Source organism: Streptomyces sp. NPDC057900 (assembly GCF_042887885.1).
In the GTDB taxonomy this organism is placed as follows: Bacteria; Actinomycetota; Actinomycetes; order Streptomycetales; family Streptomycetaceae; genus Streptomyces.
This window is the reverse complement of the sequence record NZ_JBHVOI010000009.1, coordinates 107530-121399: the sequence shown is the minus strand read 5'-3', so window position 1 is coordinate 121399 and position 13870 is coordinate 107530. Positions and strand designations below refer to the sequence as shown.

At 72.0% G+C, this 13870-nt stretch carries 10 protein-coding genes and 1 riboswitch; of the genes, 2 read left to right on the top strand and 8 right to left on the bottom strand.

The features are described from left to right. Nucleotides 1–105: 105 nt before the first annotated feature. From ACFVQ0_RS27860 to ACFVQ0_RS27845, 4 genes are all read right to left on the bottom strand, one after another. Entirely contained in the window at nucleotides 106–756 is a 651-nt protein-coding gene (locus ACFVQ0_RS27860) for a thymidine kinase (protein ID WP_390091944.1), read from the bottom strand. Nucleotides 757–807: 51 nt separating this feature from the next. Continuing rightward, on the bottom strand, nucleotides 808–1995 hold the full coding sequence (locus ACFVQ0_RS27855; RefSeq protein WP_390091943.1) for an alkaline phosphatase family protein: 1188 nt from the start codon (nucleotides 1993–1995) through the stop codon (nucleotides 808–810). Continuing rightward, a complete protein-coding gene (locus ACFVQ0_RS27850; protein ID WP_123526975.1) occupies nucleotides 1995–2591 on the bottom strand; it encodes a DUF5998 family protein in 597 nt (198 codons plus the stop codon). The genes ACFVQ0_RS27855 and ACFVQ0_RS27850 overlap by 1 nt, the downstream gene beginning before the upstream one ends. Before the next feature lie 82 nt (nucleotides 2592–2673). Further along, nucleotides 2674–5547 carry a GNAT family N-acetyltransferase gene (locus ACFVQ0_RS27845; protein WP_390091942.1) on the bottom strand — a complete coding sequence of 958 codons (2874 nt, stop codon included), beginning with the start codon at nucleotides 5545–5547 and terminating at the stop codon, nucleotides 2674–2676. Between the two features lie 172 nt (nucleotides 5548–5719). On the opposite strand from ACFVQ0_RS27845, the gene ACFVQ0_RS27840 reads away from it, so the two are divergent. Then, nucleotides 5720–6001 (top strand): HPr family phosphocarrier protein, encoded by a 282-nt coding sequence (locus ACFVQ0_RS27840; protein WP_311302819.1) that lies wholly within the window; start codon nucleotides 5720–5722, stop codon nucleotides 5999–6001. Nucleotides 6002–6224: 223 nt separating this feature from the next. On the opposite strand, the gene ACFVQ0_RS27835 is transcribed toward ACFVQ0_RS27840, so the two are convergent. The 4 genes from ACFVQ0_RS27835 to ACFVQ0_RS27820 form a co-directional block, all read right to left on the bottom strand. Further along, on the bottom strand, nucleotides 6225–6935 hold the full coding sequence (locus tag ACFVQ0_RS27835; RefSeq protein ID WP_390091941.1) for a GntR family transcriptional regulator: 711 nt from the start codon (nucleotides 6933–6935) through the stop codon (nucleotides 6225–6227). Between the two features lie 196 nt (nucleotides 6936–7131). Then, nucleotides 7132–7932 carry a M23 family metallopeptidase gene (locus tag ACFVQ0_RS27830; protein ID WP_390091940.1) on the bottom strand — a complete coding sequence of 267 codons (801 nt, stop codon included), beginning with the start codon at nucleotides 7930–7932 and terminating at the stop codon, nucleotides 7132–7134. Between the two features lie 13 nt (nucleotides 7933–7945). Further along, nucleotides 7946–8113: riboswitch (cyclic di-AMP (ydaO/yuaA leader) on the bottom strand. A gap of 211 nt (nucleotides 8114–8324) precedes the next feature. After that, nucleotides 8325–9707, bottom strand: a complete 1383-nt coding sequence (locus ACFVQ0_RS27825; RefSeq protein ID WP_390091939.1) for a M16 family metallopeptidase — start codon at nucleotides 9705–9707, stop codon at nucleotides 8325–8327. Between the two features lie 26 nt (nucleotides 9708–9733). After that, a complete protein-coding gene (locus ACFVQ0_RS27820; RefSeq protein WP_390091938.1) occupies nucleotides 9734–11107 on the bottom strand; it encodes a M16 family metallopeptidase in 1374 nt (457 codons plus the stop codon). A 303-nt stretch (nucleotides 11108–11410) separates the two neighbouring features. Between ACFVQ0_RS27820 and ACFVQ0_RS27815 the strand changes: the two genes are divergently transcribed. Further along, the gene (locus ACFVQ0_RS27815) at nucleotides 11411–13861 is read left to right on the top strand and encodes a DNA topoisomerase (ATP-hydrolyzing) subunit A (protein WP_390091937.1); all 2451 of its coding nucleotides are present in this window, start codon (nucleotides 11411–11413) and stop codon (nucleotides 13859–13861) included. Nucleotides 13862–13870: the final 9 nt, after the last annotated feature.

Genomic DNA, 13870 nt, shown 5'->3' with positions numbered 1-13870 from the left:
GGCCACCCCCGTACAATCCCCGACCCTAGAACAGGAGTTCGGTGTGACGGGAGATGTGAGCGGCCGGTTTTCGGCCAATCGCCTCCATCGAAGGCGGACGCGGTGTCAGGCGGACGACACCGGCAGGACATCGGGCGAGAGCGCACCCGCCCGAGCGGACGCGGCGGTCACCCGGCGCGAGTGGTGGCGGCGGCAGAGGACCTCGTAACCGACCTCGCCCGCCTGGCGGTTCACATCACCGACCACGACCTGAGCGCCCTCGACGACCATCTCGCCCTCTATCGTCCGGGCATTGTGCGTCGCACGGGCCCCGCACCAGCACAGGGCCTCGACCTGGAGCTGCTCGACCCGGTCGGCCAGCTCGATCAGCCGCTGCGAACCGGGGAACAGCTTCGTACGGAAGTCCGTGGTGATCCCGAACGCGAAGACGTCCATCTCCAGGTCGTCCACGACCCGGGCCAGTTGGTCGATCTGCTCCGGGGCCAGGAACTGCGCCTCGTCCACGATCGCGTAGTCGACCCTGGCGCCCTTCGAGAGCCTGGCCACCACGTACGCGTACAGGTCCATCCCCTCGTCCGCCTCGACCGCGTCCGTCACCAGACCCAGCCGGGAGGAGAGTTTGCCCTCCCCCGCCCGGTCGTCCCGGGTGAAGATCACGCCCTGGAGGCCCCGCGCCGAACGGTTGTGCCCGATCTGGAGTGCGAGTGTGCTCTTCCCGCAGTCCATGGTTCCGGAGAAGAAAACCAGCTCGGGCATGAGGGGTCGAGCACCTTTCGGGACGGGCGGGGAGGGGTACGGGGACCAGGGTTACGAGCGTACTTCGAGGAGCGGGACGAGCTGCTCGACGGGGGTCATCGAGCCGTGCATGCCCACCATCGCGGACTCGTGGGGCTCGTTGTCCGTAGCGGTGATCACCACGTCGTCGTGGGCCGCCGCGACCACGTCACCGATCCGGCCGAGGACCCGCTCGTCGACCCGGGGGCCGAACCAGCCCGCCGCGACCGCCTCGTCCCGGCCCGCCACCCAGAACTGCTCGCCGAGCACCTCGCGCCAGACGGCCAGCACATCGGCGGCCGCGCCGGGGACGGCGTACACATGGCGGGCGCGGCCCTCGCCGCCGAGCAGCGCGACGCCCGCGCGCAGCTCCCAGTCCGCGTCGAAGTCGATCCTGGACTGCTCGTCGAACGGGATGTCGATCATGCCGTGGTCGGCGGTGATGTACAGCGCCGAGCGGGGCGGGAGCTGCTCCGCCAGCCGCCTGGCCAGTCCGTCGACGTGCATCAGCTGGCCGCGCCAGGCGTCGGAGTCGACGCCGAAGCGGTGCCCCATGCCGTCGACCTCGCTGTAGTAGGTGTAGACGAGCGAGCGGTCACCGGCGGCCAGCCGTTCGGCCGCGACGTCCATCCGGTCCTCGCCGGTCAGCCGCCCGAGGAAGGAGCCGCCGCTGAGCGCGACCTTGGTGAGCGGGGTCTGCTCGAAGGCGGGCGCGGAGACCTGGGCGGTACGCACTCCGGCGGCGTCGGCGAGGGTGAAGACGGTGGGGTGCGGCTGCCAGACCTTCGGCTCCGACCAGGGGCGCCAGCGGAGCTGGTTCATCAGCGCGCCGGTCTCCGGGTTGCGCACGGTGTACCCGGTGAGGCCGTGCTCGCCCGGGGGCAGCCCGGTACCGACCGAGGCCAGCGAGGTCGCGGTGGTCGCCGGGAAGCCTGCCGTGATCGGGCGGCCCGTGCCGCCGCGCGAGGTGGGCAGCAGCGAGTGCAGGAAGGGCGCCTCGTCGGGATGGGACCGGATCTGCTCCCAGCCGAGGCCGTCGATCAGGAAGACGCAGTTGCGGTCGGCGGGCGTGAGCTCCGCGATCGTGGGCGTGAAACCCGCGACCTCCTGACCCGCGACGAGCGTGGGCAGCAGATCGGCGAGCGAGCCGCTGCCGTACTCGGGCACGGGGGCGGTGTCGATGGCCAGTGGTACGGGGTCCTGCCAGGCCGGCTGGGCCATCAGCGGTCTGCCGAGGCGGTCGCGGCGGTGGCCTCGGAGAGCGCCTGGGCGAAGGCGAGGGTCTGGCGCACGGTGTCGGGGCCGTCGCCGGCCTCGCTGACCCGCAGGCTCAGGTCGTCGGCGGTGGAGCTGCCGGTGTAGCCGTGGTCCGCCTCGCAGTTGGGGTCACCGCAGGCGGCGGGCTCCAGGTCGATCCGGGAGACGGCGCCCCAGCCGATGGTCAGGACGACCTCGCGGGGCAGCGTGCCGGGCACGTACTTCTCCGGGTTGGCCACCACGCGGCTCACCACGACCGAGGAGATCCGGTCGAGCTTGACCGACTCGGTGGAGGTGGTGGCGTAGGGCGTCGGGGAGCTGGTGTCGGCGTTCTGCTCGTCGGTGTGGCTGACGACGAAACGGTTGTCCGTCAGCACCAGGACGGTGACGTGCCGGCGCACCTCGTTGGAGTCGAAGGTGGTCTCCTGGTGCACCAGGTACGAAGCGACCGGCTCACCGCCCACAGCGGCCTCCACCGCCTCGGCCACGAGGGCCGGGTAGTAGCCACTGCGCTCGATCGCCGCGCGCAGCCCCTGGGTCGTCGTACCGGTCTTAGCCATACGGACCATCCTACGGGGGGCCAGTGGCTGCCGGGGACGTCCTGCCCGCCCCGTCCCGGACAGCGCGCGCGGGCCCGACCGGTCAGTAGTTGGAGAGCCGTCGGGGGCCGAGGTCGGTACGGGCCGGGGGCGGCGAGAGCCGGACGCTCGCTCCGAGGACCGTCAGCCCCTGGGTGGCGACCACCACGGGCTCCAGGGCCACGGCGACCACCTCGGGGTGGTCGTCGACCAGCAGCGAGACCCTGAGCAGCAGTTCTTCCAGCGCCGCGGTGTCCACGGGCGCCGAGCCGCGCCAGCCGAAGAGGACCGGGGCGGCCCGGATCGAGCGGATCAGCTCCGCGGCGTCCCGGTCGGTGGCCGGAACCAGCCGGTGGGCGGTGTCACCGAGCAGCTCGGAGGGCGCGCCCGCCAGGCCGAAGGAGAGGACGGCGCCCGCGGCCGGGTCGATCGTGGCCCGTACGACGGTGTCGACACCGCGCGGGGCCATGGCCTGCACCACGGGCCGCAGCTCGGCGGGCTTGCCCAGCAGCTCCGTCAGTTCGCCGTAGGCGCGGCGCACCGCGGACTCGGTGGCGAGGTCCAGCCGGACACCGCCGAGGTCGGCGCGGTGGCGCAGATGGGGTGCGGTGGTCTTCAGCGCGACCGGGTAGCCGAGCCGTCCGGCGGCGGCGACGGCCGCCTCCGCGTCGGGCGCCGGCAGCGTCGGCCGGACGGTGATGCCGTAGCAGGCCAGCAGCTCGCGGGCCTCGTCGGGCGACAGGGGCCTGCCGCGCGGATCGGGGTCCTTGCCGAGAGCCGCGTCGATACGGGCCGCCGCGCCCGGCTCGTCGATGGTGTCGTCGAGGAACTCGGGCACCTTGCCGGGGACCGCCGCCTGGCGCCGCCACTGGGCGTACTTCACGGCTTCGGAGAGCGCGCGGACGGCGCGTTCGGCGGCCGGGTAGGCGGGGATCCGGCCGGTGGCGCGGGCTCCGCCGGATTCGGCCGCCTCGGGCGCGGCGTCCGCACCGCCGGAGGGCGCGGGCGTGGGCGTGGCGGCCGTCGGGCCCGAGGGCCGCGCCGGGGCCGGGCGCTGCTGGGCCACCGTGCTGGTTGCCGCGGCCAGGGCCTCCGCGAGGCCGCCGATCTCCACGTGGACGACGGCCACCGGCTTGGCCGGGCCCGCGGCGGCCGCCGTGTGCAGGGCGGTGGCCAGCACCTCGCCGTCACCCTGCTCCGCCTCGCCGTCCTCCCCCACCCAGGGAATGGCTGTCACGATCACCGCGTCGCAGCCCGCGTCGGCCAGCGCCTCCGCCAGCGCGTCCCGGAAGTCCTGCGGGGTGGCGGCGGTGGTGAGGTCGCGCGGCGGACGCGGGCGCAGCCCCTCGGCCAGGCAGGCGTCGTACGTGAGCAGCCCGAGGGATTCGGAGTTGCCGAGGATCGCGACGCGGCCGCCCGCCGGCAGCGGCTGGTCCGCGAGGAGCAGGCCCGCGTCGATCATCTCGGTCACCGTGTCGACGCGGATCACGCCCGCCTGCCGCATCAGCGCCGAGACGGTGGCGTCCGGGATCCGGCTGATGGGAACGGCGTGGCCGGGCGGGGTGGAGCCGCTGTGCCGGGCGCCCTTGACCACGACCACCGGCTTCACCGCGGCGGTGCGCCGGGCGAGACGGGTGAACTTGCGGGGGTTGCCGAGCGATTCGAGGTACAGCAGGGCGACGTCGGTGTCCGGGTCCTCGTACCAGTACTGGAGGAAGTCGTTGCCGGAGATGTCGGCGCGGTTTCCGGCCGAGATGAAGGTGGAGAGCCCCGCGCCGCGCCGGTAGAGCCCGGAGAGCAGGGCGATGCCGATCGCGCCGGACTGGGTGAACAGGCCGATGCGCCCGGAGGCGGGCCGTTCGGGGGCGAGAGAGGCGTTCAGCCGGACCGCTTCGGCGTTGTTGATGATGCCGAAGGCGTTCGGGCCGATGACGCGCATGCCGTACGCGCGGGCCTGGCGCACCAGTTCGCGCTGCCGTTCGCGGCCCTCCGCGCCCCACTCGGCGTATCCGGCGGAGAGGACGACGAGGCCCTGGACGCCGTGTTCCCCGCAGTCGGCGACGGCCTCCGGCACCCGCTCGGCGGGGACGGCGACGACGGCGAGGTCGACCGGTTCACCGATCTCGCCGAGGGAGCGGTGGGCGGGCACCCCGTCGATGGTGTCCTGGTCCGCGGCCAGGGCGCTGTTCACCGCGTAGGCGCGGCCGGTGAAGCCCGCGCCCAGGAGGTTGCGCAGGACGGTGCGGCCGACCCCGCCCGGGTTGCGCCCCGCACCGATGACGGCGACGGAGCCGGGGGCGAGCAGCCGCTGCACGGACCGCGCCTCCGCCCGCTGCTCACGGGCGCGCTGGACGGCGAGCGACTCGGCGGTCGGTTCGAGGTCCAGGGTGAGGTGGACGGAGCCGTCCTCGAAGCTGCGCTGCTGGGTGTATCCGGCGTCCCGGAACACCTTGATCATCTTGTTGTTGGCGGGGAGCACCTCGGCGGCGAAGCGCCGGATGCCGCGCTCGCGGGCGACGGCCGCGATGTGTTCGAGCAGCGTGGAGGCGACGCCTCGGCCCTGGTGCGCGTCCTGGACGAGGAAGGCGACCTCGGCCTCGTCCGCCGGGGCGGAGGCGGGCCTGCCCGTGGCGTCGATCCGGTCGTAGCGGACGGTGGCGATGAACTCGCCGCCCACCGTGACGGCGAGTCCCACCCGGTCGACGTAGTCGTGATGGGTGAAGCGGTGGACGTCCTTGGCGGAGAGCCGGGGGTAGGGGGCGAAGAAGCGGTAGTACTTCGACTCGTCGGAGACCTGCTCGTAGAAGCTGACCAGCCGTTCGGCGTCGTCCGTGGTGATCGGCCTGATCCGGGCGGTGCCGCCGTCGCGGAGCACCACGTCCGCCTCCCAGTGGCCGGGGTAGGCGTGATGCGGACTCTGCTCCACAGAGGGCTCCATGGGCAAAGCGTACGGCTCTGCCAGCGGTCGCGTGGGGGTCGGGGCCGGGGCAGTCTGGGGGTGGCCGGCCGACGGCGGAAGCGGTCCGCGGACGGGCCGCGGGTCGGCCGGAGCATCGCGCACTGCATGAGAGACTGGTCTAGACAACCATTGATTCGTGAAGGGCAGAACCATGGCTGAGCGCCGCGTCAACGTCGGTTGGGCCGAGGGCCTGCACGCCCGCCCCGCATCCATCTTCGTCCGTGCCGCCACGGCCTCCGGCGTCCCCGTGACCATCGCCAAGGCCGACGGCAACCCGGTGAACGCCGCGTCCATGCTCGCGGTGCTCGGGCTCGGCGCCCAGGGCGGCGAGGAGATCATTCTCGCGTCCGAGGCCGACAACGCCGATGCCGCTCTGGACCGTCTGTCCAAGCTGGTCGCCGAGGGGCTCGACGAGCTCCCGGAGACCGTCTGATCCAGCGGTCACGACCGCCCGGAATTCCTGCGCAAGAGCCGCGGCACCCCCGACCGGGAGCCGCGGCTTTCGCGTTGCGCGAGAATACCGTGCACAGCGACCCGCCATAGCGACCCGTACGGTCCGGCCGCCCGGAATAATTCAGGACGGCGCGCGGAACAACAAAATGGACAGCACCGGGAATGCCTCGGCGAATAGCTGCTTCTTGTATACGGCGTAATTGTTAATGACGGCCGCCCTGGGTGTTTACGGCATGTTGCGAAGTCCTCACCCGGCCGGCCCGGGGAACGGCCGGGGCGGCGGGGCGGCCCGGCCGGCGCAGCCGGTGCGCGGCGGTGGCCCGCTCGGCGTGCTGGGCGGCGAGCGCCCTCGCCCGTTCCGCGTCGCCGCGCGCCACGGCGTCCACGATGGCGCCGTACTCGGCCCAGGAATCGGCGGGGCGGGCCGGCGGGTCGACCGCGTACATCCAGGCGATCTTGTGCCGGAGCTGGGTGAGCAGTGCGATCAGGCCGGGGCTTCCGGAGGCCTGGGCGAGGGTCTCGTGGAACCAGCCGCCCAGTGAGCGCAGGTCCTCGCCCTCGCCCCGGCGGGCCCGCTCCTGGCCCAGCCTGACCAGGCCGCGCAACACCTTGAGGTGGGCGTCGGTGCGGCGCTGGGCGGCACGGGCCGCGCCGAGCGGCTCCAGCAGCATCCGGACCTCAAGCAGGTCCGCCGCCTCCTGCTCGTCGGGCTCGGCGACGCAGGCCCCGGCGTGCCTGCGGGTGACCACGAAGCCCTCGGACTCCAGGGTGCGCAGCGCTTCACGCACCGGGACGCGGGAAACCCCGTAACGGCGTGCGAGCACTTCCTCGGTGAGTCGGCTGCCGCGCTCGAAGACACCGGAGACGATGTCGTCACGGATTGCCGTGCATACCGAATGCGCCGGAATGCGCATGTCCGAACCTCCGCCTTAATCCCCGCGAAACGCGGCCGATCGACGCCTGTCCCGTGACTCTATTGCAATGCGGACGCATTTCCGATGCCGGGTGGAAATTCATGAATATCTTTTGGTCGCGGAGCGGGTACGGACGCGGGTACGGCTGAAGGCCCCGGCGCGTCGCCGGGGCCTTCAGTGAGGTGCTTCGCGTCGGTCAGACGGTGACGCCGTGGGCGCGCAGATACGCGACCGGGTCCATGTCGGAGCCGTACGACGGGGTGGTGCGGGCCTCGAAGTGGAGGTGCGGTCCGGTGGCGTTGCCGGTGGCACCGGAGAGGCCGATCCGCTGCCCCTGGCCGACGCTCTGGCCGACGGACACGGCGATCGAGGAGAGGTGGCCGTACTGGGTGTACGTGCCGTCCGTCATCCGGAGCACGATGTTGTTGCCGTACGCGCCGCCCCAGCCGGCCTCGACGACCGTACCGGCGCCGACGGCGACGACGGAGCTGCCGGACGCGGCGTGGAAGTCGATGCCGGAGTGGCTGCCGGAGGACCACAGGGAGCCGCTGGACTTGTAGCCGGTGCTCACGTAGGAACCCGCGACGGGCAGCTGGAAGGTGCCCAGCCGGGCGCGCTCGGCGGAGCGGGCGGCACGCGCCTCGCTCTCGCGGGCCTTCTTGGCCTTGGCGGCGGCCTTGGCCTTCTCGGCCTTCGCCTCTGCCTTCTTCTTCGCGTCGACGGCGGCCTTGGCCTTCGCCTTGGCGGCGGCGTCGGCCTGCTGCCGCTGCGCGTCCGCCTGGGCGTCGATCCGGTCGGCCAGGTCGCCCTCGATGGCGATGATCTGGGAGAGGCCGGTGTCGGTGGCGGTGGCCTCGGTGTCCGCGGCGAGCGCCGGGGAGGCCAGCGAGCCGATGACCCCGGTGGTCGCCAGGGTCGCGATGCCGACGGCCTTCGCGCCGCGGCGCGTCATACGGCACGGGGCACGGTGCTTCCCGGTGGCACGGGTGAACGCCATGAAGTGGCTGGTCCTTTCCTTCCTTCTCGCCTACCGGGTTAGCTGACGGGTTCGGAGCAGGAAGGTCTCCTACGGATGCGCCGGCCTCGCACGAGGCATGGGCATCCGATTCACCCCAGGGACTGCGTGGGTCCCCGGCTCCCCGGGCTCGCGCCTGACGGGGACTCGGCGATGGCTGCCCGGTACGTCGCGGATGCGGCATACGAGTGACGGACAGCCGCGCCGACGCTAAGCGGGGGCACTTCCCCGCACCAAACGGACAGGCCGTTTTGTAGCGCATCCCACAGGGCAGACAGGCAACCTCTCCACCAAAACGGACAAAAGGCGAGGCCCTGGCGGCAGACGACCCGCCAGGGCCTCGTCCCCGCCCCGCTGTCGGGGGCAGTAACAGGTCAGCCGGTGACGACCGAGACCTCTCCGATGCCGAGAGCCGTGACGGGCTCCTTGATCTGTGCGGCGTCCCCGACGAGGACCGTGACCAGCCGGTCCTCCGGGAAGGCGTTGACCACGGCCGCCGTAGCCTCCACCGTGCCGGTCTCCGCCAGGCGCGCGTACAGCTGTGCCTGGTAGTCGTCCGCGAGGTGCTGTTCGACCTGGTCCGCGAGGGTGCCCGCGACGGAGGCGGCCGTCTCGAACTTCAGCGGTGCCACGCCCACGAGGTTCTGCACGGCCGTCTCGCGCTCGGCGTCCGTCAGGCCCTCAGCGGCCAGCGTCCGCAGCACCTTCCACAGGTCTTCCAGCGCCGGTCCGGTGGACTCCGTGTCCACCGAGCCGCTGATGGCGAGCATCGCGGCGCCGGTCGCCCCGGAGGCGGAGTCCCGGGCCGAGGAGCGCAGCACCTGGGCGAAGGCGCGCACGCCGTAGGTGTAACCCTTCTCCTCACGCAGCACCCGGTCGAGCCGGGAGGTCAGCGTGCCGCCCAGGCAGTACGTGCCGAGCACCTGGGCCGGCCAGACGCTGTCGTGCCGGTCGGCGCCGATCCGGCCGATCAGCAGCTGGGTCTGCACCGCTCCGGGACGGTCCACGATGACCACCCGGCCGGTGTCGTCGGCGGTGATCGGCGGGACCGGACGGGGCGCGGCGGTGTTGCCCGACCAGTCGCCCAGAGAGTCGGAGAGCAGGGCGTCCAGGTCAATGCCGGTGAGGTCGCCGACGACCACGGCGGTCGCGGTGGACGGGCGGACGTGGGCGTCGTAGAAGGCGCGCACGGCCGCGGAGTCGATCCGCTCGACGGTCTTCTCGGTGCCCTGGCGCGGGCGCGACATCCGGGCCGTGGCCGGGAAGAGCTCCTTGGAGAGCTGCTTGGCCGCGCGCCGGGCCGGGTTCGCCTGCTCGTGCGGGATCTCGTCGAGCCGGTTGTTCACCAGCCGCTCGATCTCGCTGTCGGCGAAGGCCGGTGCCCGCAGGGCCTCCGCGACCAGGCCGAGCGCCTTGGCCAGCCGGGAGGCGGGGACCTCAAGGGAGACCCGGACGCCGGGGTGGTCGGCGTGGGCGTCCAGGGTGGCGCCGCACCGCTCCAGCTCGGCGGCGAACTCCTCCGCGCTGTGCTTGTCGGTGCCCTCCGACAGGGCGCGCGACATGATCGTGGCCACCCCGTCCAGCCCCTCGGGTTCGGCGTCGAGCGGGGCTTCGAGGAAGACCTCGACGGCGACGACCTGCTGGCCGGGGCGGTGGCAGCGCAGCACCGTGAGGCCGTTGGGCAGGGCACCGCGCTCGGGCGCGGGGAAGGCCCAGGGCCTGGCCGTGCCGGGGGCGGGCTGCGGGTGGTACTCCATCGAAACTCCAGTCACGGCAGCGTCGCTCACTTGTCCGCCCCTTCGTGCGCGTCGGTGTCGTCGGCGGCGGTCCCCGCCTCGTCTGCGGGCTCCGCGGGCTCGACCGGCTCGTAGACCAGCACCGCCCGGTTGTCGGGCCGCAGCTGGGCCCTGGCGGCCGCCCGGACCTCCTCCGCGGTGACGTCGAGCACCCGGTGCACCGCGCTCAGGGCGAGCTGCGGGTCACCGAACAGCACGGCGAACCGGCACAGTTCGTCGGCGCGGCCCGCGACCGTACCGAGCCGGTCCAGCCACTCGCGCTCCAACTGGGCCTGGGCGCGCTCCATCTCCTCGGGCGAGGGGCCCTCCTCGGCGAACCGGGCGAGCTCCTCGTCGACCGCGGCCTCGATCTGCGCCACCTCGACGCCGCCGGACGTCTTGACGTCCAGCCAGCCGAGCGAGGGCGCGCCGGCCAGCCGCAGCAGCCCGAATCCGGCCGCGACGGCCGTCCGGTCGCGACGGACCAGGCGGTTGTGCAGCCGGGACGACTCCCCGCCGCCCAGCACGGTCAGCGCGAGATCCGCGGCGTCGCACTCCCGGGTGCCGTCGTGCGGCAGCCGGTAGGCGGCCATCAGCGCGCGCGCCGGGACCTCCTCGTGGACCTCCTCGCGCAGCTCACCGCCCATGACCTCGGGCAGCGAGCCGTCCCTCGGGGGCTGCTTGCCGTCGTGCGACGGGATGGTGCCGAAGTACTTCTCGATCCAGGCGAGCGTCTGCTCGGGGTCGATGTCGCCGACGACCGAGAGCACCGCGTTGTTGGGCGCGTAGTTCGTACGGAAGAAGGCACGCGCGTCATCGAGGGTCGCCGCGTCCAGGTCCGCCATGGACCCGATCGGGGTGTGGTGGTACGGGTGGCCCTCCGGGTACGCGAGGGCGGTCAGCCGCTCGAACGCGGTGCCGTACGGGACGTTGTCGTACCGCTGCCGGCGCTCGTTCTTGACGACGTCCCGCTGGTTCTCCATGGACTCCTCGTCGAGCGCGGCGAGCAGCGAGCCCATCCGGTCGGCCTCAAGCCACAGGGCGAGCTCCAGCTGGTGCGTGGGCATCGTCTCGAAGTAGTTGGTCCGCTCGAAGCTGGTGGTGCCGTTGAGCGAGCCGCCGGCGCCCTGGACCAGCTCGAAGTGGCCGTTCCCCTTGACCTGGCCGGAGCCCTGGAACATCAGGTGCTCGAAAAGGTGAGCCAGACCGGTGCGTCCCTTGACCTCGTGGCGCGAGCCGACGTCGTACCAGAGGCACACCGCGGCGACCGGGGTCAGATGGTCCTCGGAGAGCACCACGCGCAGGCCGTTGGCCAGACGGTGCTCGGTCGCTGTCAAGCCGCCGGAGCCGGCCTGGGCTGTGGCCGTGTGACCCATGGGCATGTACGTCCCTTCGATCGCGATACTGGATGTGGTGCGAGACCTGCCACTGTAAGCAAGCGCACCGACACCTGGCGAAGTTCCCGTGCCGCGCACGTCATGCGCAAGTCATGCGCGAGTCACGCGGAAGCCGTCGGAAAAGGGGGTCCCGACCCCCTCGGGACGGGTGGAGAACCCCCCTCGGGACGGGTCTGGAACCGCCTTTGGGACGGGTCGAGGTCGGAGTTGTCGGTGCGGCGGTCCACAATGGTCCGCGTCAGAACCTGAGGTTGCCCGAACAGAATCCGTGAAGGAGTCGCAGCCGCGATGGCCCGCCGCAGCACGAAGACCCCGCCGCCGGACGACTTCGAGGAGAAGATCCTCGACATCGACGTCGTCGACGAAATGCAGGGCTCCTTCCTTGAGTACGCGTATTCGGTGATCTACTCACGGGCCCTGCCGGACGCCCGTGACGGCTTGAAGCCGGTGCACCGACGCATCGTGTACCAGATGAACGAGATGGGCCTGCGCCCGGACCGCGGCTACGTGAAGTGCGCCCGCGTCGTCGGCGAGGTCATGGGTAAGTTGCACCCGCACGGTGACGCGTCGATCTACGACGCGCTGGTGCGGATGGCACAGCCGTTCTCCATGCGGCTCCCCCTTGTCGACGGCCACGGGAACTTCGGCTCGCTCGGCAACGACGACCCGCCGGCCGCCATGCGGTACACCGAGTGCCGGATGGCCGACGCGACGTCGTTGATGACGGAGTCGATCGACGAGGACACCGTCGCCTTCCAGTCGAACTACGACGGCCAGGAGCAGGAGCCGGTCGTCCTGCCGGCCGCCTATCCCAACCTCCTGGTCAACGGCACGACCGGGATCGCGGTCGGCATGGCGACCAATATGCCGCCGCACAACCTGGGCGAGGTCATCGCCGCCGCCCGCCACCTGATCAAGCATCCGGGCGCGGACCTGGACACCCTGATGCGGTTCGTCCCCGGTCCCGACCTGCCGACCGGTGGCCGGATCGTGGGCCTCGGCGGCATCAAGGACGCGTACGCGAAGGGGCGCGGCTCGTTCAAGATCCGCGCCACCGTCGCCGTGGAGAACGTCACGGCGCGCCGCAAGGGTCTGGTCGTCACCGAACTGCCCTTCAGCGTCGGTCCGGAGAAGGTGATCGCCAAGATCAAGGACCTGGTCTCGGCGAAGAAGCTCCAGGGCATCGCGGACGTCAAGGACCTCACCGACCGCGCGCACGGACTGCGCCTGGTCATCGAGGTGAAGAACGGCTTCGTGCCGGAGGCCGTGCTTGAGCAGCTCTACAAGCTGACGCCGATGGAGGAGTCCTTCGGCATCAACAACGTGGCGCTGGTCGACGGGCAGCCGCTCACCCTGGGTCTCAAGGAGCTCCTGGAGGTCTACCTCGACCACCGCTTCGACGTGGTGCGCCGGCGCAGCGAGTTCCGCCGGACCAAGCGCCGCAACCGGCTGCACCTGGTCGAGGGCCTCCTCGTCGCGCTGATCGACATCGACGAGGTCATCCGGCTCATCCGGTCCAGCGACAATTCGGCGCAGGCCAAGGACCGGCTCATCGAGCGGTTCTCACTGAGCGAGGTCCAGACGCAGTACATCCTGGACACCCCGCTGCGCCGGCTCACCCGGTTCGACCGGGTCGAGCTGGAGAGCGAGCAGGACCGGCTCAACGCCGAGATCGACGAGCTGACCGCGATCCTCGAATCGGACCCCGAACTGCGCAAGCTGGTCTCCGCGGAACTGGCGGCGGTCGCCAAGAAGTTCGGCACCGACCGGCGTACGGTGCTGCTGGAGTCGGCCGGTTCGCAGATCGCCGCGGTTCCGCTGGAGGTCGCGGACGACCCGTGCCGGGTGCTGCTGTCCTCGACCGGCCTGCTGGCCCGTACGGCCAATGGCGACCCGATCGTCTTCGCCGAGGACGCCAAGCGCGCCAAGCACGATGTGATCGTGTCGTCCGTACCGGCCACGGCACGGGGCGATGTGGGTGTGGTGACCTCGACGGGGCGGCTGATGCGGCTCGCCGTGATCGATCTGCCGCAGCTGCCGGACACCCACGCGGCGCCCAACCTCTCGGGCGGTGCGATGGTCGCGGAGTTCCTCACGCTGGAGGCGGACGAGGAGGTCGTGTGCCTCACCACCCTCGACGAGTCCTCGCCGGGGCTGGCGATCGGCACCCTCCAGGGCGTCGTGAAGCGTGTGGTGCCCGACTATCCGGCCAACAAGGACGAGCTGGAGGTCATCACCCTCAAGGACGGTGACCGGATCGTCGGCGCGGTGGAGCTGCGTACGGGTGAGGAGGACCTGGTCTTCATCACCTCGGACGCGCAGTTGCTGCGTTATCCGGCGGCGCAGGTGCGCCCGCAGGGGCGTCCGGCCGGCGGTATGGCGGGTGTGAAGCTCACGGAGGGCGCGGAGGTGCTGTCGTTCGCCGCGGTGGATCCGGCCTCGGACGCCGTGGTGTTCACGGTGGCCGGTTCGCACGGCACGCTGGACGACTCCGTGCTGACCTGCAAGCTCACCCCGTTCGACCAGTACCCGCGCAAGGGCCGGGCCACCGGCGGGGTGCGCTGTCAGCGGTTCCTGAAGGGCGAGGACGTGCTCACGTTCGCCTGGGCGGGCTCGACACCCGCTCGCGCCGCGCAGAAGAACGGCGCGCCGGCCACGCTGCCCGAGCCCGACCCGCGCCGCGACGGCTCGGGGACGCCGCTGGAGTCCCCGGTCGCGGTGATCGCCGGCCCGATGTAGCGAGCCCGG

Bases quoted from the DNA above. Each gene is read 5' to 3' on its own strand.
- ACFVQ0_RS27815 (WP_390091937.1), top strand. From the start codon at position 11,411: ATGGCCCGCCGCAGCACGAAGACCCCGCCGCCGGACGACTTCGAGGAG.
- ACFVQ0_RS27830 (WP_390091940.1), bottom strand. From the start codon at position 7,932: ATGGCGTTCACCCGTGCCACCGGGAAGCACCGTGCCCCGTGCCGTATG.
- ACFVQ0_RS27820 (WP_390091938.1), bottom strand. From the start codon at position 11,107: ATGCCCATGGGTCACACGGCCACAGCCCAGGCCGGCTCCGGCGGCTTG.
- ACFVQ0_RS27850 (WP_123526975.1), bottom strand. From the start codon at position 2,591: ATGGCTAAGACCGGTACGACGACCCAGGGGCTGCGCGCGGCGATCGAG.
- ACFVQ0_RS27835 (WP_390091941.1), bottom strand. From the start codon at position 6,935: ATGCGCATTCCGGCGCATTCGGTATGCACGGCAATCCGTGACGACATC.
- ACFVQ0_RS27825 (WP_390091939.1), bottom strand. From the start codon at position 9,707: ATGGAGTACCACCCGCAGCCCGCCCCCGGCACGGCCAGGCCCTGGGCC.
- ACFVQ0_RS27855 (WP_390091943.1), bottom strand. From the start codon at position 1,995: ATGGCCCAGCCGGCCTGGCAGGACCCCGTACCACTGGCCATCGACACC.
- ACFVQ0_RS27860 (WP_390091944.1), bottom strand. From the start codon at position 756: ATGCCCGAGCTGGTTTTCTTCTCCGGAACCATGGACTGCGGGAAGAGC.
- ACFVQ0_RS27845 (WP_390091942.1), bottom strand. From the start codon at position 5,547: ATGGAGCCCTCTGTGGAGCAGAGTCCGCATCACGCCTACCCCGGCCAC.
- ACFVQ0_RS27840 (WP_311302819.1), top strand. From the start codon at position 5,720: ATGGCTGAGCGCCGCGTCAACGTCGGTTGGGCCGAGGGCCTGCACGCC.